This window comes from Streptomyces sp. NPDC006283, from assembly GCF_040613325.1.
Taxonomy (GTDB): Bacteria; Actinomycetota; Actinomycetes; order Streptomycetales; family Streptomycetaceae; genus Streptomyces.
This window is the reverse complement of the sequence record NZ_JBEXRZ010000016.1, coordinates 47,586-65,130: the sequence shown is the minus strand read 5'-3', so window position 1 is coordinate 65,130 and position 17,545 is coordinate 47,586. Positions and strand designations below refer to the sequence as shown.

The 17,545-nt window shown below is 71.8% G+C and carries 16 protein-coding genes; 9 read left to right on the top strand and 7 right to left on the bottom strand.

Annotation, left to right across the window (positions count from 1 at the left end; all coding sequences use genetic code 11):
• Positions 1-204 precede the first annotated feature (204 nt).
• From ABZ070_RS06150 to ABZ070_RS06125, 6 genes are all read right to left on the bottom strand, one after another.
• Positions 205-1,323, bottom strand: a complete 1,119-nt coding sequence (locus tag ABZ070_RS06150) for an LLM class flavin-dependent oxidoreductase (protein ID WP_356630454.1) — start codon at positions 1,321-1,323, stop codon at positions 205-207.
• A gap of 106 nt (positions 1,324-1,429) precedes the next feature.
• Positions 1,430-2,182 (bottom strand): glucose 1-dehydrogenase, encoded by a 753-nt coding sequence (locus ABZ070_RS06145; protein ID WP_356630452.1) that lies wholly within the window; start codon positions 2,180-2,182, stop codon positions 1,430-1,432.
• Positions 2,183-2,197: 15 nt separating this feature from the next.
• Positions 2,198-3,118: a TIGR03619 family F420-dependent LLM class oxidoreductase gene (locus ABZ070_RS06140; protein WP_356630450.1), complete on the bottom strand. Its 921-nt coding sequence runs from the start codon at positions 3,116-3,118 to the stop codon at positions 2,198-2,200.
• Between the two features lie 111 nt (positions 3,119-3,229).
• The gene (locus ABZ070_RS06135; protein WP_356630448.1) at positions 3,230-3,643 is read right to left on the bottom strand and encodes a PaaI family thioesterase; all 414 of its coding nucleotides are present in this window, start codon (positions 3,641-3,643) and stop codon (positions 3,230-3,232) included.
• Between the two features lie 174 nt (positions 3,644-3,817).
• The gene (locus ABZ070_RS06130) at positions 3,818-4,381 is read right to left on the bottom strand and encodes a GNAT family N-acetyltransferase (RefSeq protein WP_356630445.1); all 564 of its coding nucleotides are present in this window, start codon (positions 4,379-4,381) and stop codon (positions 3,818-3,820) included.
• A gap of 91 nt (positions 4,382-4,472) precedes the next feature.
• Positions 4,473-5,693 carry an amidohydrolase family protein gene (locus tag ABZ070_RS06125; protein ID WP_356630443.1) on the bottom strand — a complete coding sequence of 407 codons (1,221 nt, stop codon included), beginning with the start codon at positions 5,691-5,693 and terminating at the stop codon, positions 4,473-4,475.
• A 204-nt stretch (positions 5,694-5,897) separates the two neighbouring features.
• Between ABZ070_RS06125 and ABZ070_RS06120 the strand changes: the two genes are divergently transcribed.
• From ABZ070_RS06120 to ABZ070_RS06080, 9 genes are all read left to right on the top strand, one after another.
• Complete coding sequence (locus ABZ070_RS06120) at positions 5,898-6,683, top strand: polysaccharide deacetylase family protein (protein ID WP_356630441.1); 786 nt, start codon at positions 5,898-5,900, stop codon at positions 6,681-6,683.
• 122 nt (positions 6,684-6,805) lie between these two features.
• Positions 6,806-9,751: a BTAD domain-containing putative transcriptional regulator gene (locus ABZ070_RS06115; protein WP_356630439.1), complete on the top strand. Its 2,946-nt coding sequence runs from the start codon at positions 6,806-6,808 to the stop codon at positions 9,749-9,751.
• A gap of 301 nt (positions 9,752-10,052) precedes the next feature.
• Positions 10,053-10,253 carry a hypothetical protein gene (locus ABZ070_RS06110; protein ID WP_356630437.1) on the top strand — a complete coding sequence of 67 codons (201 nt, stop codon included), beginning with the start codon at positions 10,053-10,055 and terminating at the stop codon, positions 10,251-10,253.
• A gap of 269 nt (positions 10,254-10,522) precedes the next feature.
• A complete protein-coding gene (locus ABZ070_RS06105) occupies positions 10,523-11,965 on the top strand; it encodes an ATP-binding protein (protein WP_356630435.1) in 1,443 nt (480 codons plus the stop codon).
• On the top strand, positions 11,962-12,384 hold the full coding sequence (locus ABZ070_RS06100; RefSeq protein WP_356630434.1) for a roadblock/LC7 domain-containing protein: 423 nt from the start codon (positions 11,962-11,964) through the stop codon (positions 12,382-12,384). Before ABZ070_RS06105 ends, ABZ070_RS06100 begins: the two co-directional genes overlap by 4 nt.
• Positions 12,381-12,740, top strand: coding sequence for a DUF742 domain-containing protein (locus tag ABZ070_RS06095; RefSeq protein WP_356630432.1), 360 nt, complete (start codon positions 12,381-12,383; stop codon positions 12,738-12,740). Before ABZ070_RS06100 ends, ABZ070_RS06095 begins: the two co-directional genes overlap by 4 nt.
• A 61-nt stretch (positions 12,741-12,801) precedes the next feature.
• The gene (locus tag ABZ070_RS06090; protein ID WP_356630430.1) at positions 12,802-13,425 is read left to right on the top strand and encodes an ATP/GTP-binding protein; all 624 of its coding nucleotides are present in this window, start codon (positions 12,802-12,804) and stop codon (positions 13,423-13,425) included.
• Positions 13,422-14,663 carry a cytochrome P450 gene (locus ABZ070_RS06085; protein ID WP_356630428.1) on the top strand — a complete coding sequence of 414 codons (1,242 nt, stop codon included), beginning with the start codon at positions 13,422-13,424 and terminating at the stop codon, positions 14,661-14,663. The genes ABZ070_RS06090 and ABZ070_RS06085 overlap by 4 nt, the downstream gene beginning before the upstream one ends.
• A complete protein-coding gene (locus ABZ070_RS06080; protein WP_356630426.1) occupies positions 14,660-15,892 on the top strand; it encodes a cytochrome P450 in 1,233 nt (410 codons plus the stop codon). The genes ABZ070_RS06085 and ABZ070_RS06080 overlap by 4 nt, the downstream gene beginning before the upstream one ends.
• Positions 15,893-15,951: 59 nt before the next feature.
• On the opposite strand, the gene ABZ070_RS06075 is transcribed toward ABZ070_RS06080, so the two are convergent.
• Positions 15,952-17,520, bottom strand: a complete 1,569-nt coding sequence (locus ABZ070_RS06075) for a FadD3 family acyl-CoA ligase (protein ID WP_356630424.1) — start codon at positions 17,518-17,520, stop codon at positions 15,952-15,954.
• Positions 17,521-17,545 lie beyond the last annotated feature (25 nt).

The window sequence follows — 17,545 nt, the reverse complement described above, 5'->3', positions numbered from 1 at the left end:
GGGGCTCCGCCCCCGGACCCCCGCGCCGGGGTCGCCGGCGAGGCTGGATTTCGCGGAGCGAAATCAGCCCGTCCGGCGTTTGAGGACACCGCGCGAAGCGCGGTACGGGGCCCGGGGCTTGCCCCGGTTTCGGGAAGGGGCGGGGTGGGGAAACGCCCGCCGCAGGCGGCTGGCCCGGCCCGCGCAGCGACCCGTCCCGTCCCGTCAAGCAGCCTCGCGGAAGCGCGTCGTGCGGTGGATGGGGTCCGTGTCGATCTGGGGGATCACGTGCTCACCGATCAGGCGGATCGTGTTCATCGTGTCCTCGTACGACACCCCGATCGGCAGCCCGAACGACAGCTGGTCCGCCCCCGCCTGCTCCCACCGCTTGCACTGCTGCAGTACCTCCGCCGGGTCGCCGCAGATCATCAGTTCCTCGGCTATCAACAGCTCGATGATCTCCGCGGTGTACTCCGGCAGCAGTTCGGGCCACTCCGGGACGCCCTCCGGCCGCGGGAAGGTGTCGTGGTAGCGGAAGAGCAGGGACTGCAGGTAGTTCAGCCCGCCCCCGACCGCGATCTCGACCGCGCGCTCGTGCGTCTCCGCGCAGATCGCCGTCGATGTCACCATCACGTTGTCGTTGACGAACGCGCCGACCGCCTTCGCCTCCTTCACCGCGTTCTTGTAGGACTCGAGGACCCACTCCATGTCGGAGACCTTCTGGACGCTGAAGCCCAGTACCCCGAGGCCCTTCTTGCCGGCCATGGCGTACGAGGACGGGGACCCCGCCGCGTACCACATGGCGGGGTGGGCGGACCCGTACGGCTTGGGGAGGATCTTCCGCGGCGGCAGGGACCAGTGCTTGCCCTGGAAGCCGACGTACTCGTCCTGCAGCCACATCTTGGGGAACTCGGCGATCGTCTCCTCCCAGATCTCCTTGGTGTGGTTCATGTCGGTGATGCCCGGCATGAATCCGAGGATCTCGTGGGATCCGGCGCCCCGGCCGGAGCCGAATTCGAAGCGGCCCTGGGAGAGGTGGTCGAGCATCGCGACCTTCTCCGCGACCTTGACCGGGTGGTTGACGGGGGCCAGGGGGTTGAAGATGCCCGAGCCGAGGTGGATCCGTTCGGTCGCGTGGGCGAGGTAGCCGAGGAAGACGTCGTTGGCCGAGAGGTGGGAGTACTCCTCCAGGAAGTGGTGCTCGGAGGCCCAGGCGTACTTGAACCCGGACTTGTCCGCCTGGATGACGTACTCGGTCTCCTCCATCAGCGCCTTGTGCTCGGCGAGGGGGTCGGTCTCGGCACGCTTGCCGAGGTATCCCTGAACGAAGAGGCCGAATTCCAAGGGGGTTCACCGCCTTAAGATTTCCGACGGTTTCTGACGCACCGTCAGATCTGGATGTGGTCGACTGTTCCACCGGCTGCCTGCGCAGTCAAGAGATGACGGGGTGTCAGAGAACGCTGACGCCCGCCAGCCATCCGCCGTCGATCACGAACGGCTGGCCGGTGATGTAGGAGGAGTCGTCGCCGGTCAGGAAGAGCGCCAGCTTCGCGACCTCCTCCGGCCGGCCGACCCGGCCGAGCGGCACGAGCGTGCGGTACAGGCCTTCGATCGCGCCCGGGTCCGTGCCCTCCGGATTGCTCATGGGGGTGTCCACGGCACCCGGGCAGACCGCGTTGACCCGGACGCCCTTTGCCGCCAGCTCCAGCGCCGCCACCCGCGTCAGGCCGAGGATCGCGTGCTTGGAGGCGGTGTAGGCACCGACGTACGCCATCCCCGTGAGCGCCGTGTACGAGGCGGTGTTGACGATCGTGCCGCCGCCGGCGGCCTCGAGCTCGGGGGCGAGGCTGCGGATGCCGAGAAACGTGCCGACCTGGTTGACCTGCGTGATCAGCTGGAACTCCTCCAGCGGGGTCGAGACCAGCTCGTTGAAGCGCAGGATGCCCGCGTTGTTGACCAGTCCGTCGACCTTCCCGTAGGCGTCCTTCGCCGCGGCCACGGCCGCACTCCAGTCGGCCTCGCGGCTCACGTCCAGGTGAACGTAGAGACCGCCGATCTCCTTGGCGAGCGGCTCACCCAGCTCGTCGAGGACGTCCCCGAGGACCACCCGCGCGCCCTCAGCGGCGAACAGCCGCGCCTCCTGCTCCCCCTGCCCGCGCGCCGCACCCGTGATGAGGACGACGCGTCCGTCCAGCTTGCCCATGCGTGCTCTCCCTGGTCAGTCGAGGTACGGGGCGACATCGGCGCCGAAGGCCGCCATCTGGTCCGTGAGTTCGCTGCGGCTCCTGCTGCGGAACCGCACCTGGATCTGGTGCACGCCCATCGCCGCGTAGGCGCGCAGCGACTCGGCGAGGACATCCGGCTTCCCGGTCAGCGTTCTGCGACCGGTGTGCCAGTTCGGCTCGCCGACGTAGAGGGGTTCGGTGATGGCGCCGATCGTGAGGGGCGCCTCGATGCCCGCCGCCTCGCGCAGTTCCTTGAGCCGGGCGATCTGTGCGGGCAGCCTGTCGCGCGGGTCGCCCTGCGGCAGCCAGCCGTCGCCCTTGAGCGCGGCCCGGCGCACGGCGGCGGGCGAGGAGCCGCCGACCCACACGGGGACGCGCGCCTGGGCGGGCCGCGGGCGTTGCCCCAGGCCCTGGAAGGAGTACCGCTCGCCGCGGAACTCGGGGAACTCCTCGGGGCCGAGCGCCGCCCGCAGCGCGTCGAGCGTCTCGTCGAGCACGGGGCCGCGGGCGTCGAAGTCGACACCGAGGGTCTCGAACTCCTCCCGCACATGCCCGGCCCCGACACCGAGGATCAGCCGGCCGCCGGACAAATGGTCGAGGGTGGCGTACTGCTTGGCGGTCAGCAGCGGGTGGCGCAGCCCCACGACGGCGACATGGCTCAGCAGCCGGACCCGCTCGGTCGCTGCCGCGAGGAACGCCAGGGTGGCGACCGGGTCGTACCAGACCGTGGACATGGTGTCCGCGAGGCGGTGCGGGATGGCGACGTGGTCGCAGACGGCGATGTACGTGAAGCCGGCCCGGTCGGCCGCCCTGGCCGTCTCGGCGAGGTCCTGCGGGCCGGCCTCGGCCTCCCAGGGCTCGGCGTAGAGGGTGCTCTGGGACTGGACCGGAAGCTGCATCCCGTACGCCACCATGGAGACTCCCCAAAATCTGACGACCCGTCATAAACGGCTGTTCGTCATCGTCGTAGCTGACGAGCCATCAGACAAGGGGTGTGCATGCGGGCGCGGGACGCCAGGGGTGTCTCAGCCCAGCAGGGCATACACCGTCGAGGCCCGGGCGGCCGGTCCGTCCGCGCCCTCCGCGGTCATGGTGACGTCGGCGAAGGCCATGCGCCGGCCCAGCTTGGTGAGGCGCGCATCGACCAGTACGTCGGCGCCGACGACGGCGCGCTGGAAGGTGGTGGACTGCTGGACCGTTGTCATCGGGACGAACGCGCCGCGCGCCGAGGACACGGCGATCACGGTCGCCGTGTCCGCGGCGGCCATCAGCGCCTGCCCGCTGAGCCCGCCGCCCTCGCGGGCCAGCCGGGCGTCCCAGGGAAGTCTCAGCACGGCGTGCAGGTCACCCGTCTCCAGGACGGACAGTCCCAGTTCGAGGACCCACGGGGCGAAGTTGTCGGCGAGGATCTTGTCTGCTTCTGCGAGGGAGAGCGTCATGCGCAGCATGTTCCCGCGAACCGGCGGCTGCCGGTAGCGGACCGGTAGCGGACCGGGAGCGGCGCGCGATCCGCCACGGCCCGCCGCTCGGGACGGCAGGGCCGAAGACCCTGTGCGGGCAGCCGTCGGGGGGCGAGGACCCGGGAAGGGTCCCGCGGGAGGCGGCTCGCGGACTCACGCCTCGCGCAGTTCCCCCTCGAGCAGGCCCATCGCGAGCTGGTCGTACCAGACGCCGTCCCGGCGGAAGCTCTGGCGGAGGCGGCCCTCCTCCAGGAAGCCCACCTTCTTGTAGACCTGCTGCGCGGCGTGGTTCTCCGTGACGACCGTGAGCTTGATCTTGTGGAGTCGCATCTTGTCGAAGCCGTAGCGGCACACCGTCCGCATCGCGTCCGTGGCGTAGCCCCGGCCCCAGTGCTCCTTCTCGCCGAGGTAGATGTCCAGCTCCGCGATGCCGGTCTCCGGTTCGGCGCCGGACAGGGCGACGAGACCGATCAGCGCTGCGTCGCTTCGGGTCTCGATGCCGAGCAGCAGGTCGCCATAGGTGTTGCGCGGGCGTTCCGCGAGCCACTTCTCGACATGTTCGGGCGTCGAGGGGTGGTTGTCGTTCATCCAGCGCATGACGTCCGGGTCGTGGTTCCACCGCCACAGCGCCTCGGCGTCCTCCGGGCCCATCGCCCGCAGCTTCACCCGTTCTCCGAGCACCATGCCCATCGCCCCCTCCGGTTCGTGTCCGATCACGGTCAGAGGTAAGCACGGGAGGCGTCGGGCTCTCAACGCGATTGGCTGCGGGCCGCAGGCGTGATCGCGGCAAGGACGCCCGGGGAAGACGTTACGGACCGGGCCACAGGCCGTCGGTGGTGAGGCCCAGCAGGTCGATCGCGTTGCCGCGGACGATCCGGTCGACGACGTCGGGCGCCAGGTGGCCCATCTGGCTCTCCCCGACCTCCTTCGACTTCGGCCAGGTCGAGTCCGAGTGCGGGTAGTCCGTCTCGTACAGGACGTTGCCGGCGCCGATCGCGTCGAGGTTCCTCAGCCCGAAGGCGTCGTCGAAGAAGCAGCCGTAGACGTGTTCCGCGAAGAGTTCGGACGGCGGCCGGGTGACCTTGTCGGCCACACCGCCCCAGGCGCGGTTCTCCTCCCAGACGACGTCGGCGCGCTCGAGGATGTACGGGATCCAGCCGATCTGGCCCTCGGCGTACATGACGCGTACCCCGGGGAAGCGTTCGAACTTGCCGCTCATCAGCCAGTCGACCATCGAGAAGCAGCAGTTGGCGAACGTGATGGTCGAGCCGACGGCCGGGGGCGCGTCCGCCGAGGTGGACGGCATCTTCGACGAGGAGCCGATGTGCATGGCGATGACGGTGCCGGTCTCGTCGCAGGCCGCGAGGAAGGGGTCCCAGTCGTCGCTGTGGATGGACGGCAGGCCCAGGCGGGGCGGTATCTCGGAGAAGGCCACGGCACGCACACCGCGCGCGGCGTTGCGCCGTACCTCGGCGGCGGCCAGTTCCGCGTCCCACAGCGGGACGAGGGTGAGGGGGATGAGCCGGCCCTGAGCCTCGGGGCCGCACCACTCCTCCACCATCCAGTCGTTGTAGGCCCGGACTCCGAGCAGCCCGAGCTCGCGGTCGGCGGCCTCGGTGAACGTCTGGCCGCAGAAGCGGGGGAACGTCGGGAAGCAGAGGGCGGACTGGACGTGGTTGACGTCCATGTCGGCGAGGCGCTCGGGGACGCTGTACGAGCCGGGGCGCATCTGGTCGTAGGTGATGATCTCCAGCTTGATCTCGTCGCGGTCGTAGCCGACGGCCGTGTCCAGGCGGGTGAGCGGCCGGTGCAGGTCCTCGTACACCCACCAGTCGCCGACCGGCCCCTCGTCGCCGGGCTCGCCCATGACGGGGGCGAACCTGCCACCCATGAAGGTCATTTCCTTCAGGGGCGCGCGGACGATGCGCGGCGCCGTGTCGGCGTACTTCGACGGGAGCCGGTCCCGCCAGACGTTGGGGGGCTCCACCGTGTGGTCGTCCACCGAGATGATCTTGGGGAAGGTCTCCATGCTTCTCAAGGTAGCGCCGATCTGACGGTTCGTCAGCTACGGCGGAGCCTGCATCACGGGGCCGGGCGCGCACCTCCGGGCCACTATGAACCCCGCGTATACACGCTGTGTATAGTGCAGCCACGCGCACCGGCCGACCATCGGTGCCGCGCCGACGCCGCAGGCGCCGGCGCCTGCACGCCACCAGGAACGGGGATTCTCGCCATGCCCACAAGGACGCACAGAAGCCGGGCCCGGGTTGTCCCGGCCCTCTTCGCCGCCTCGCTCGCGCTGCTGCTCGGCGGCTGCTCCGTCGACAGCACCTCGCCCGCCGACGCCCGGGCAGACGCCCCGAAGTCCGACGGCAAGCCGCTCGCGAGCGGCAGGTCCGGGCCCGCCGTCGACTGCGGCGAGGCCAAGTGCATAGCCCTGACCTTCGACGCCGGCCCCGGCAAGGACACCCCGGAGCTGCTCGACATGCTCAAGAAGGAGGACGTGCACGCCACGTTCTTCCTCCTGGGCAAGAACCACGTCCTCAAGCACCCCGACGTCGTGCGCCGCCTCGCCGCCGAGGGCCACGAGGTCGCCAACCACACCTGGACGCACAAGCGCCTCGACCAGCTCGACAAGGACGGGATACGCGAGGAACTCGGCCGCACCCAGGACGCCATAGCCGAGATCACCGGCGAGAAGCCGCGGCTGATGCGCCCGCCCCAGGGCCGCACCGACGACGAGGTGACGGAGGTCAGCAAGGAGCTCGGCCTCTCCCAGGTGCTGTGGAGCGCCACCGCCAAGGACTACTCGACCACCGACAGCGAGCTCATCAAGAAGCGCATCGTCGACCAGGCCGGGCGTGACGGCATCATCCTGCTGCACGACATCTACGACGGAACCGTCCCCGCCGTGCCCGGCATCATCGCCGAGCTGAAGAAGCGCGGTTACACCTTCGTCACGGTCCCCGAGCTTCTCGCACCGGCCGCCCCCGAACCCGGAACGGTCTATCGCCCCTGATCAGAAGCGGGCAGCCGGTCACCCGCGCGGCAGCGAGACGGACGCGCCCCGCTGCTGACGCGACCGCCCCCAACAGGGCAGACTGTCGAGGGCGATTCCGGCAGTACGGGCAGGGGGCACCAATGGACCGTGACAGCGGGCCACGCGTACCGAACCAGCGCGCTCCGCTTCAAAGCGACGACGCCGAGCTCCACTTCAGTGTGCTCGGACCTGTGCGGGTTCGGCGGGGCGCGCAGACCTTGCCGTCCGGTTCGCCGCAGCAGCGAGCCCTGCTGGTCGCACTGCTGCTGCGCGACGGGCGCACCGCGACCGCGAGCGAGCTGATCGACGCCATCTGGGGCGAGGAGCCGCCGTCGCAGGCCCTCGCCGCCGTCCGTACGTACGCCTCTCGGCTGCGCAAGGCGCTCAACGACTCCCTGGTCAGCGAATCGGGCGGTTACGCCCTGCGGATCGGGCGGGACGCCCTTGACCTCGCGGTCGCCGAGGAGCTGGCCGCCGAGGCGCACAAGGCGACCGCCGCCGGCGAACGCGCCCAGGCGCGTGCGCTGATCAACAAGGTCCTCAACCTGTGGGACGGCGAGCCGCTGGCCAACGTGCCCGGGCCGTACGCGGAGAACCAGCGCACCCGGCTCGTCGAGTGGGGCCTGCAACTGCTCGAGACCCGCCTCGACATCGACCTCGAGATCGGCCGCCACGCGGAGGCCGTCTCCGAGCTGACGGCCCTCACCGCCTCGCATCCGCTGCGAGAGCGGCTGCGCGAGCTGCTGATGCTCGCGCTGTACCGCAGCGGGCGGCAGGCCGAGGCGCTCGCCGTCTACGCCGACACCCGCCGGCTGCTCGCCGACGAGCTCGGCGTCGACCCGCGCCCCGAGCTGTCCAGCCTCCAGCAGCGCATCCTGCGGGCCGACGCGGAACTGGCCCGGCCCAGCGAGGAGTCCGCCCCGGCACCGCAGTTCACCCGGCCCGCCCAGCTGCCCGCCACCGTCCCCGACTTCACCGGCCGCGCCTCCTTCGTGACGGACCTGGGCAGCCAACTCGCCACCGCCGAAGGGTCCGTGATGGCCGTGTCCGCGCTCGCCGGCATCGGCGGCGTCGGCAAGACCACACTCGCCGTCCATGTGGCGCACCAGGCGCGCAAGCACTTCCCCGACGGCCAGCTGTACGTGGACCTGCAGGGCACGGGCAGCAGGTCGGCGGAGCCCGAGACGGTGCTCGGCGTCTTCCTGCGCGCGCTCGGCACGGCCGACTCCGCCATCCCCGCCACGCTGGACGAGCGGGCGGCGCTGTACCGCTCGACCCTGGACGGACGGCGGGTGCTGGTCCTGCTCGACAACGCCCGGGACGCGGCCCAGATCCGGCCCCTGCTGCCCGGCACCGCCGGCTGCGCCGCGCTGATCACCAGCCGGGTGCGGATGCTCGACCTCGCCGGCGCGCACCTGGTGGACCTGGACGTGATGTCGCCCGAGGAGGCGCTCCAGCTGTTCACCCGCATCGTCGGAGCGGAACGAGTCGGATCCGAGCGGGAGGCGGCTCTGGACGTGGTCGCCGCGTGCGGCTTCCTGCCGTTGGCCATCCGTATCGCGGCGTCCCGGCTGGCCGCCCGGCGCACCTGGACCGTCTCCGTGCTCGCGGCCAAGCTCGCCGACGAGCGGCGCCGACTCGACGAACTCCAGGCCGGAGACCTGGCGGTGAAGGCCACCTTCGAGCTCGGCTACGGCCAGTTGGAGCCTGCCCAGGCCCGCGCCTTCCGGCTGCTGGGCCTCGCGGACGGCCCCGACATCTCGCTCGCCGCGGCGTCCGCGGTGCTGGACCTGCCGCTGCACGAGACGGAGGACCTGCTGGAGGCGCTGGTCGACACCTCCCTGCTGGAGTCGGCGGCGCCGGGCCGGTACCGCTACCACGACCTCGTGCGCCTCTACGCGCGTGCATGCGCCGAGAGGGACGAACAGCCCCCTGCCGAACGAGAGGCTGCGCTGTCGCGGCTGCTGGACTTCTACCTGGCGACCGCGGCACGGGTGTACGCGATGGAGCGGCCGGGCGACCGGCTCGTGGAGCACCTCGAGCCGACGGGCACGGCCGGGCTCCGGTTCACCGACCGGCACGACGCCCAGGACTGGCTGTACGCGGAGGCCGGCACACTGCTCGCCTGCGTACGCCAGTCGTCCGGGCCCAAGACGCTCCGGCGCGCGGTGGACCTGCTGTGGGCATCGCTGGACCTGGCCGAGTCGGGGGCCAACTCCAAGCAGTACGAGGGGGTCGCGGCGGCCATGCCGGAAGCGGCCCGCGCCTGTGGCGACACCCGCGCGGAGGGCCGCTCGCTGATCACCCTGAGCAACGTGCACCTGGTCGCCGGCCGGTTCGACCTGGCCGACGACGAGGCCCGGCAGGCACTGGAGCTGTCCCGGACCGCCGGCGATCCGCTGACGGGCTGCTGGGCGTCGAACCATCGGGGGGTCATCGCGATCTACCAGAACCGGCAGGCGGACGGCGAGCGGCACCTGGAGCGGGCCATCGCGGACTTCCGGGCCGGCGAGAACGCGCCCGGCGAGGCGGCCGCCCTGTGCAACCTCTCCCGCATCCATCTCGCCATGGGCCGTACGGACAGCGCGGTGGCACTGGCCCAGGAGGGCATCGACATATACGACCGCATGGGCCACGCGCTGCGCGGCGCCAATGCCCGGTACGCCCTCGGCATGGCGCTCACCCGGAGCGGCCAGCTCACGGAGGCGAACGCGCGGCTGCACGAGGCGCTGGACATCTTCCGTGACAGCCGCCAGCGGCTGTGGGAGGGGATGACTCTGTTCCGTCTCGCGGAGGCCGACCTCACCGGCCGCAGGCCCGCGCAGGCGGCGTCCAACGCGGAGATGGCGCTGACCGTGCTCCGCGGGATCGGCGGCGAGTGGCGCCGGGGCAATGTGCTGACGGTGCTCGGCAAGGCACTGCGCGGCCTCGGGCAGACCGGCAGGGCCGAGGTGTGCTGGCGCGAGGCGCTCGGCATCTACGACGAGCTGGGCTCGCCGGAGGGCACCGAGGTACGCGCGCTGCTCGCGCCCGCCGCGGCGGCGTAGGCGCGGGGCCGAGGGGCTCGGAGCGGGCGGGACGTTGTCGCCCGGAGGGAAGGGCTGTGACGGGTCGTAGGCCCGCCGGCCGGGGCGTTCATCGTTCGTTTATCGCCGCCGTGCATTGTCGTTCCTGTCAGCCCCTCGCGTCGGGGGGAAGACGGGGGAAACGACGGGGGCGAACGGGGGACACGCGGCCATACCGCTAGGGTGAGCCGCCCTGGAGGACCCGTCCGGCAGCCATCGGGGGAGCAGCCGGGCGGGTCCGTCCCACCAGCAGAAGAAAACCCGAACGGGAGGGAAGCTCATCATGGCTGACGCGAAGAAGCAGGACCCGATCCTCAAGCCGCAGGACACGCACGCGACGTCCGAGCCGGTGACCACTCAGGACACCCACGCCACGGGCGGCGACATCCGCACCCTGGACACGCACGCGACCGGTGGCGAGATGCGCCCCATGGACACGCATGCGACGTCCGAGCCGCTGAAGCCGGTGAAGCCGACCGACTGACCCGGGCGAACGACGTCTCACGACGGGGAACGGCCGCGGCGGCGCGGAGGGGGAGCCGCCGCGGCCGCGGCATGCCCAGCCCGTGTAAGTACCGTCCCAGCAACAGCACCTGATGCCTACTCAGGCAGTTCGTAAATAATTGGTCACCGATCGGACAAAACCAAAAGGACCTTGGCGGGAAACCGAGCGCAACCGCTCGGCGGCAGTGTGTACTTGGCGGAGTCCGCCCTCACGGCCCCCCCACACCCTGCCCTCCCGAGGTCTAATCGATGATCGAGATACCGGACCTGGCCGCCGGCGGCCTGGCCGCCGGGACGTTGTCGGCGCTCGTACTGGGAGGCGGGCTCATCCGCTCCCGCCGGGAAAGGACCCGGCAGCGCCAGGAGATCGCCCAACTCCGGTCGCACCTCGAGGCCGCCCGGTACGAAGTCGACCGTGCCGCCCAGGCGTTCGCCGCGGAGGTCGCCCATCTCGCCGACCGGCGCATGCCCGCCGAGGCCACCCGCGCGGCCCACCCGCACGTCCAGGTCCCCGGCCCTCTGCAACCCGCGGTGACCGGAAGCGAACTCGGCAAGGGCATGGACCAGGTCCTTCAAGCCCTGCTCACCGCCATGGCCCAGGAGCGCAAACGCGTCGACGCCGCCGCCCGGGCGGGCATGCGCGGCGCCACCCGCGAGATCCAGGCCGGTCTCTACCGGCTCCAGGACGTGCTCCGCGGACTCCAGCAGCGATATGACGACCCGGAGTTGGCTCAGACGCTTTTCGCCCTCGACCACGAGAACGAGCAGTCGCTGCGCCGCGCCCAGGTCGCGGCCGTCGTGTGCGGGGCATGGGTGGGGCTCGCCCGCGAGGAGTCGCACCTCGTCGACGCCGTGACCGGTGGCCAGGCGCGGCTCGTCGGCTACCACCGCGTCCGGGTGCACAACCACCTGGAGCCGGGCACCGCGCTCGTCTCGCACGCCGTCGAGCCCGTCGCCATCATCGTGGCCGAACTCCTCGACAACGCGCTGCGGCACTCCGCCCCCGACACCACCGTCGCGGTCCACCTCGAACGCGCCCACCACGGCGTCTCCGTGACCGTCGACGACGCTGGAGTCGGCATGGCGAGCGACGAACGGGACGCCGCGCAGCGGCTGGTCGCCGGAAGCGACCCGATCCTGCTGTCCGACCTGGGCGACCCGCCCCGGATGGGCCTGGCGGCGATCGGCCGGCTCACCCGGCAGTTCGACCTGTCCGTGGATCTCTCCACTCCGTCGCCCTACGGCGGTGTACGGGCCGTACTGCTCGTCACGAACCATCTGCTGAGCCATATCGACCCGGCCCTGCACCCGCCGGCCGCGGGCGCCGCCCGCTCCACCCGGCAGACGGCGGAGCCCGAGCTCGCGCCCGAGCAGGCGCAGCCGGTACGGCGGCCCGAGCGCGCCGCCGTGCCCGCGACGGCGGCACCACCCCCCGCGCCTCCCACGCCCACTCCCGCCCACGCCCACAGCGACGAGCCCGTCCACGCCCCGGTGCCCGACCCCGCGCCGGACGGCGAGCAGTTGCCGCAGCGCCGCCGCCGGGCCCGCGCGGATCCCACGCCCGCCGCCGGCCCGTCCCCGGCCGCGCCGGCCCGTACGCCCGAGGAGACCGCCGCAGCCCTGGGCGCCCTGCAGTCCGCAACAGCCGCGGCGCGCAACACCGCCGAAACCGAAGGGACCGACCCCCGATGACCAGCCGCGACCCCGCTGAAACGGCCTGGGTGCTCGACCCGATCCTCGAGATCCCGCACGTCCGGGCCGCCGCCCTGCTGACCAGGGACGGACTTCTCTCCGGCTACTCCGCCGCGCTGTCCCAGGAGTCGGCGGAGCGTGTCGCCGCGATCATCAGCACCGTCCAAGGTGCCTGCCGTACGGCCGCCGCCGCGTTCGCCGACGAGAGCGCCGCCCATCTGCGCCAGGTCGTCATCGAGTCCGACCACGGCTACATCCTGGTCGCCCCCACCGACCACGGCACCTGTGTGGCGGCGTACGGCGACCCGGAGGTGCGGCTCGACCTGCTCGGCCACCGGGTCCACTCCCAGGTGGCGAGGCTCGGCGAGAAGGCCATGGCCGCGGCGCCCCGCGGCGCCGACGGCGGCACACCGGCATGACCGGCCGCCGGAGCGGCCGCCCCCTGGTCCCCGCCTACCTCGCCACGGGCGGGGTGGCGCGGCCCAGTCGCAACAGCCTGGAACGCCTGTCGGTGCTGACCGGCACCGGCGGCCCCGCCCCCGCCGAACTCCCCGCCGCCCAGCACGCCGTGCTGGAGGCGCTGGACGGCGGATCGCTGACCGTGGTGGAGACGGCGGCGCTGCTGGAGCTGCCGGTCTCCGCGGCGCGTGTTCTCGCCGCCTCCCTGATCGACCAGGGGCTGGTGAGCGCACGCCCGCCGGTCCCGACCGCCGCCCTGCCCGACCGTGACCTGTTGAAGAGAGTGGCCGATGGCCTCCGCGCCCTCAAGCTCTAGCCCGCCCACATGCGCGGGCCCGCCCGCAGGCTTCAGCCCGCCCGCGGACACCGGCCCGGCCTTGGCCCCGGCCCCGGTCTCCGCACGGCCCTCCCGCGACGGCGGACTCCATCTGCCGGACTCCGCACGCCGGCTCGTCAAGATCCTGGTCGCGGGCCCGTTCGGCGTCGGCAAGACGACGTTGATCGACTCCGTCTCCGAGATCCGGCCGCTGCACACCGAGGAGCATCTGACCGAGGCGTCGGCGACGGTCGACGACCTCGCCGGGGTGCGCGACAAGACGACCACCACCGTCGCCGTCGACTTCGGACGGATCTCACTGGGCGGCGGGATCGTCCTGTATCTGTTCGGCACCCCTGGCCAGGAGCGGTTCCGCTCGCTGTGGAACGACATCGCGTACGGCGCCCTCGGCGCGCTCGTCCTCGTCGACACCCGCCGCATCGACGACTCCTTCGACGTCCTCGGCATGGTCGAGGAGTCGGGCCTGCCGTACGCCGTCGCGCTCAACACCTTCCCCGACTCGAAGAGTTACGGCGAGGAGCAGCTGAGGCGCGCCTTGGACCTCGAGCCGGACACCCCGCTCGTGATGTGCGACGCCCGGGACACGAACTCCTCCGTCGACGCGCTGCTCGCCCTCGTCCAGCACCTCATCCACCTCGACAGCCAGCAGACGGAGGCCCGGTGACCGCCGCCTATCCCGCCCGCGCCGACGCCTTCTCGCTCTCCGCGCCCGTACGGCTGTGGGAGGAGGGCTTCGCGACCGACCCGCACCGCTACTACGAGGCGCTGCGGGCCCAGGGCCCCGTCGGCTGGGCGGAGCTCGCCCCCGGGGTCCCGGCGTACGTCGTCACCGACCGCCGCGCCGCCCTCGACCTGCTGCACGACACGGTGACCTGGTCGCACGACCCGCGGCCGTGGGAGGCCACGGTCGCGGAGGACTCCCCGGTGCTCGGCATGATGCGCTGGCGGCCCAACACCCTCTTCGCCGACGGCGACGCGCACGTCCGCTACCGGCGCACCCTCGTCGACGCCTTCGATCTGGTCGAGCCGCACGATCTGCGCGAGCGCGTGCACCACGCGGTGGACGTACTCGTCGGCCGGTTCGGCCCGGCCGGGCAGGCCGACCTGGTGGCCGGCTTCGCCCGCCCGCTGATGGCGCTCGTCTTCAACAACCTCTTCGGCCTGCCCGACAGCGAGTCCGGCCGCCTGGACGCCGCCCTCGGCGCGATGATGGAGGGCGGTGACCGGGCGGCGGAGGGGGAGGCCGAGTACGGCAAGTACGTACTGGAGCTGATCGCCGCCAAGTCGGCGCAGCGCGGCCCCGACGTCACGAGTTGGCTGCTGGACCATCCGCTGGCGCTCACGCCGGAGGAAGTGACCTGGCAGGTCTTCCTCACCCTCGGCGCCGACCACGAGCCGAGCGCCAACCTCGTCTCCAACGCCCTCTCGCGCATCCTCGGCAACCCCGCCTACTACTCCACCCTCACCAGCGGCTCCCGTCCGGTGATGGACGCCGTCCTCGAGGTGCTGCGCTACGAGACGCCGCTGGCGAACTACGGCATCCACTTCGCCCGCGAGTCCGTGTCGTTCCACGGCGTGTGGGTGCAGGCCGGCGTCCCGGTCGTGGTGTCCTACGGCGCGCTGGGCCACTTCTCCGAGCAGGCCTTCGCCGGGACGCACCACCGGCACGACGCGTCGCACCTGTCGTTCTCGGCCGGTGAGCACGCGTGCCCGGTCAAGCAGCCCGCCGTGCTGATCGCCACCGAGGCGATCGAACGGCTCACCCAGTGGCTTCCCGACCTGCAGCCGGTGGTGCCGCGCGAGCGGCTCACCTGGCGGCCCGGACCGTTCCACCGATCGCTGACGGCACTGCCCGTCAGATTCACTCCCCGTAGCCCCGACCAGGCAGGAGACCGTTCATGACCGTGTCCACCCGAGTGGCCATCGATCCGTTCGGCGCCGACATCATCGCCGAGAGCGCCCGTCTGCGCTCGCTCGGACCGGTGGTGCCCGTCGAGCTGCCCGGCGGCATACCCGCCTGGGCACCCACCGGTTACGACACCCTCAAGGCACTCATCCTGAACCCCGAGGTCAGCAAGGACCCGCGCCGGCACTGGTCGCTGTTCCCGAAGATCGGCGAGCACCCGGAGTGGAGCTGGATCATGGGCTGGGTCGGCGTGATCAACATGCTCTCCACCTACGGCAGCGACCACACCCGGCTCCGCAAACTCGTCGCGCCCAGCTTCACCGCCCGCCGCACCGAGGCGATGCGCGACCGGGTCGAGGCCATCACCGCGGAGCTGTTGGACCAGCTGGACGCCGCCGGCGCCGACGGCTCCGTCGTGGATGTGAAGGCCGCGTACGCGCACCCGCTGCCCATGCAGATGATCTGCGAGCTGTTCGGCGTGCCCGGCCATCTGCGCGAGGACACCGGCCGGCTCATCGCCGCCCTCATGGACACCTCCGACCCGAGCCCGGAGCAGGCCACCTGGGTCCAGGAGCAGATCGGCACGGTCCTCGGCTCGCTCATCGCCCACAAGGTCGAGAACCCGGGCGACGACATGGCCACCGAGCTGATCAAGGTCCGTGACGAGGACGGCGACCGGCTCAGCGACGAGGAGCTCCTCTACACCCTGCTGCTCGTCATCGGCGCGGGCTTCGAGACGACGGTCAACCTCATCGGCAACGCCGTCGTGGCGCTGCTCGAGCACCCCGAGCAGCTCGCCGCCGTACGGGCCGGCGACATCAGCTGGGAGCAGGTCGTCGAGGAGGTGCTGCGGGTCCGCCCGTCCATCGCCAGCCTGCCCCTGCGGTTCGCGGTCACCGACATCACGATCGACGGCGTCACCATTCCGGCGGGCGACGCGATCCTGACGACGTACGCGGCGGCCGGCAACGACCCGTCCCGTTACGGGGAGGAAGCGGCGGCCTTCGACGCCACGCGAGCGGCCGACGACCACCTGTCGTTCGGGATCGGCGTGCACCGCTGCATCGGGGCGCCGCTGGCCCGCATGGAGGCGATGACCGCGCTGCCCGCGCTCTTCGAGCGGTACCCGGACCTCGCGCCCGCGTTCAAGCCGGACGAGCTGAAGCAGGTCCCGTCGTTCATCGCGTACGGCTGGCAGCAGATCCCGGTCCGCCTCCGCGGCTGACCCGCCCCGACCGGCACCGCCACCGGCCCGGCCCCCCGCGCGGCGGGCCGGTGGTGTGCTCAGCGGCCCGGGCCGGACCGCAGCTCCGTCTTGAGGACCTTCCCGCTCGCGTTGCGGGGCAGGCTGTCCACGAACTCGACCTGCCGGGGCACCTTGTAGTTCGCCATCTCCCGCCGCGACCAGGCGATCAGGTCGTCGGCCGTGAGCGTCGAGCCGGGGCGGCGGACCGCGTACACCTTTCCCACCTCGCCGAGCCGCGCGTCCGGTACGCCGATGACGGCGACGTCCGCGACGTCCGGGTGCAGGCCGAGCAGCTGCTCGATCTCGGCGGGGTACGCGTTGAAGCCGCCGACGATGAACATGTCCTTGATCCGGTCGGTGATCCGCAGGTTCCCGCTCGCGTCGAGGACGCCGACGTCTCCGGTGCGCAGCCAGCCCTCGGGTGTGATGGCCTCGGTCGTGGCGTCGGGGTCCTCGAAGTAGCCGCGCATGACGTTGTGTCCGCGGACCAGGACTTCGCCAGGCTCGCCCTGCGCGGGCGCGTGGACGCGGACCTCGGTGCCGGGGATCGCGCGGCCCGAGGTGGCGGCGATGGTGGCGGGGTCGTCGCCGCGGCGGCACATGGTGACGATGCCGCTCGCCTCGGAGAGGCCGTACGCCGTCAGGACGGTGGCGATCCGCAGTTCGCCGCGCAGCCGCTCCACCAGCCGGAGCGGGACGACGGCCGCGCCGGTGACGACAAGACGCAGGGCGCTCAGGTCGTGGCGGTCACGGGCCGGGTGGTCGAGCAGCGCCTGGTGCAGGGTCGGCGGGCCCGGCAGGACGGAGATGCGCTCGGCGGCGATGTTGGCGAGGACGGTGTCGACGTTGAAGACGGACTGCGGGATCATCGTCGCGCCGCGCGTGAGGCAGGCGATGATGCCGGCCTTGTAGCCGAAGGTGTGGAAGAACGGGTTCACGATCAAGTAGCGGTCGCCCTCGCGCAGTCCGGCCAGCTCGCTCCACAGGTCGTAGCAGCGCAGGGTCTGGGCGTGGGTGATGACGGCGCCCTTGGGGCGGCCGGTGGTGCCCGAGGTGAACATGATGTCGGAGGGGTCGTCGGCCGTGACGGTGCCCGCCCGCTCGCGCACCCGGGCGGCGCCGACGCCGTCGCCGCCCGCCAGGAAGTCCTTCCAGGTGCGGTAGTCCTCCGGGGCGCTGTCGGCGAGGACCACGACCTGTTCCAGGTCGGGAAGCTCGACGTCCGAGCGGCGCAGGGAGGCGACGTAGGAGGTGCCGAGGAAGGTGCCGGTGATGAAGAGGAGCCTGGCGCGCGAGCGCCGCAGCACATAGGCGGCCTCCGAGCCCTTGAAGCGCGTGTTGAGCGGTACGAGCACGCCGCCCGCGCTCACGGCGCCGAGGGCGCAGACGATCCACTCGAGTGTGTTGGGCGCCCAGATCGCGACCCGGTCGCCCTTGCGGAGGCCGGAGGCGATGCAGGCCGCGGCGGCACGCTCGACGCGTTCCCCGAGCTCCTCGTACGAGACACGGGTGCGGCCGTCGACGACGGCCTCCCGCTCGCCGTGGCGCCGTGCCGCACTGCGCACCAGCTCCGGTATGGAGCCCCACTCCAGGTCGCCCCGTCGCATCGCAAGCCTCCGTCACGTCGCAGTA

Coding starts and splice junctions, on each gene's coding strand:
- ABZ070_RS06125 (WP_356630443.1), bottom strand. CDS start 5,693: ATGGAGACCTTCCCCAAGATCATCTCGGTGGACGACCACACGGTGGAG.
- ABZ070_RS06140 (WP_356630450.1), bottom strand. CDS start 3,118: ATGGTGGCGTACGGGATGCAGCTTCCGGTCCAGTCCCAGAGCACCCTC.
- ABZ070_RS06120 (WP_356630441.1), top strand. CDS start 5,898: ATGCCCACAAGGACGCACAGAAGCCGGGCCCGGGTTGTCCCGGCCCTC.
- ABZ070_RS06110 (WP_356630437.1), top strand. CDS start 10,053: ATGGCTGACGCGAAGAAGCAGGACCCGATCCTCAAGCCGCAGGACACG.
- ABZ070_RS06095 (WP_356630432.1), top strand. CDS start 12,381: ATGACCGGCCGCCGGAGCGGCCGCCCCCTGGTCCCCGCCTACCTCGCC.
- ABZ070_RS06100 (WP_356630434.1), top strand. CDS start 11,962: ATGACCAGCCGCGACCCCGCTGAAACGGCCTGGGTGCTCGACCCGATC.
- ABZ070_RS06135 (WP_356630448.1), bottom strand. CDS start 3,643: ATGACGCTCTCCCTCGCAGAAGCAGACAAGATCCTCGCCGACAACTTC.
- ABZ070_RS06145 (WP_356630452.1), bottom strand. CDS start 2,182: ATGGGCAAGCTGGACGGACGCGTCGTCCTCATCACGGGTGCGGCGCGC.
- ABZ070_RS06115 (WP_356630439.1), top strand. CDS start 6,806: ATGGACCGTGACAGCGGGCCACGCGTACCGAACCAGCGCGCTCCGCTT.
- ABZ070_RS06080 (WP_356630426.1), top strand. CDS start 14,660: ATGACCGTGTCCACCCGAGTGGCCATCGATCCGTTCGGCGCCGACATC.
- ABZ070_RS06075 (WP_356630424.1), bottom strand. CDS start 17,520: ATGCGACGGGGCGACCTGGAGTGGGGCTCCATACCGGAGCTGGTGCGC.
- ABZ070_RS06105 (WP_356630435.1), top strand. CDS start 10,523: ATGATCGAGATACCGGACCTGGCCGCCGGCGGCCTGGCCGCCGGGACG.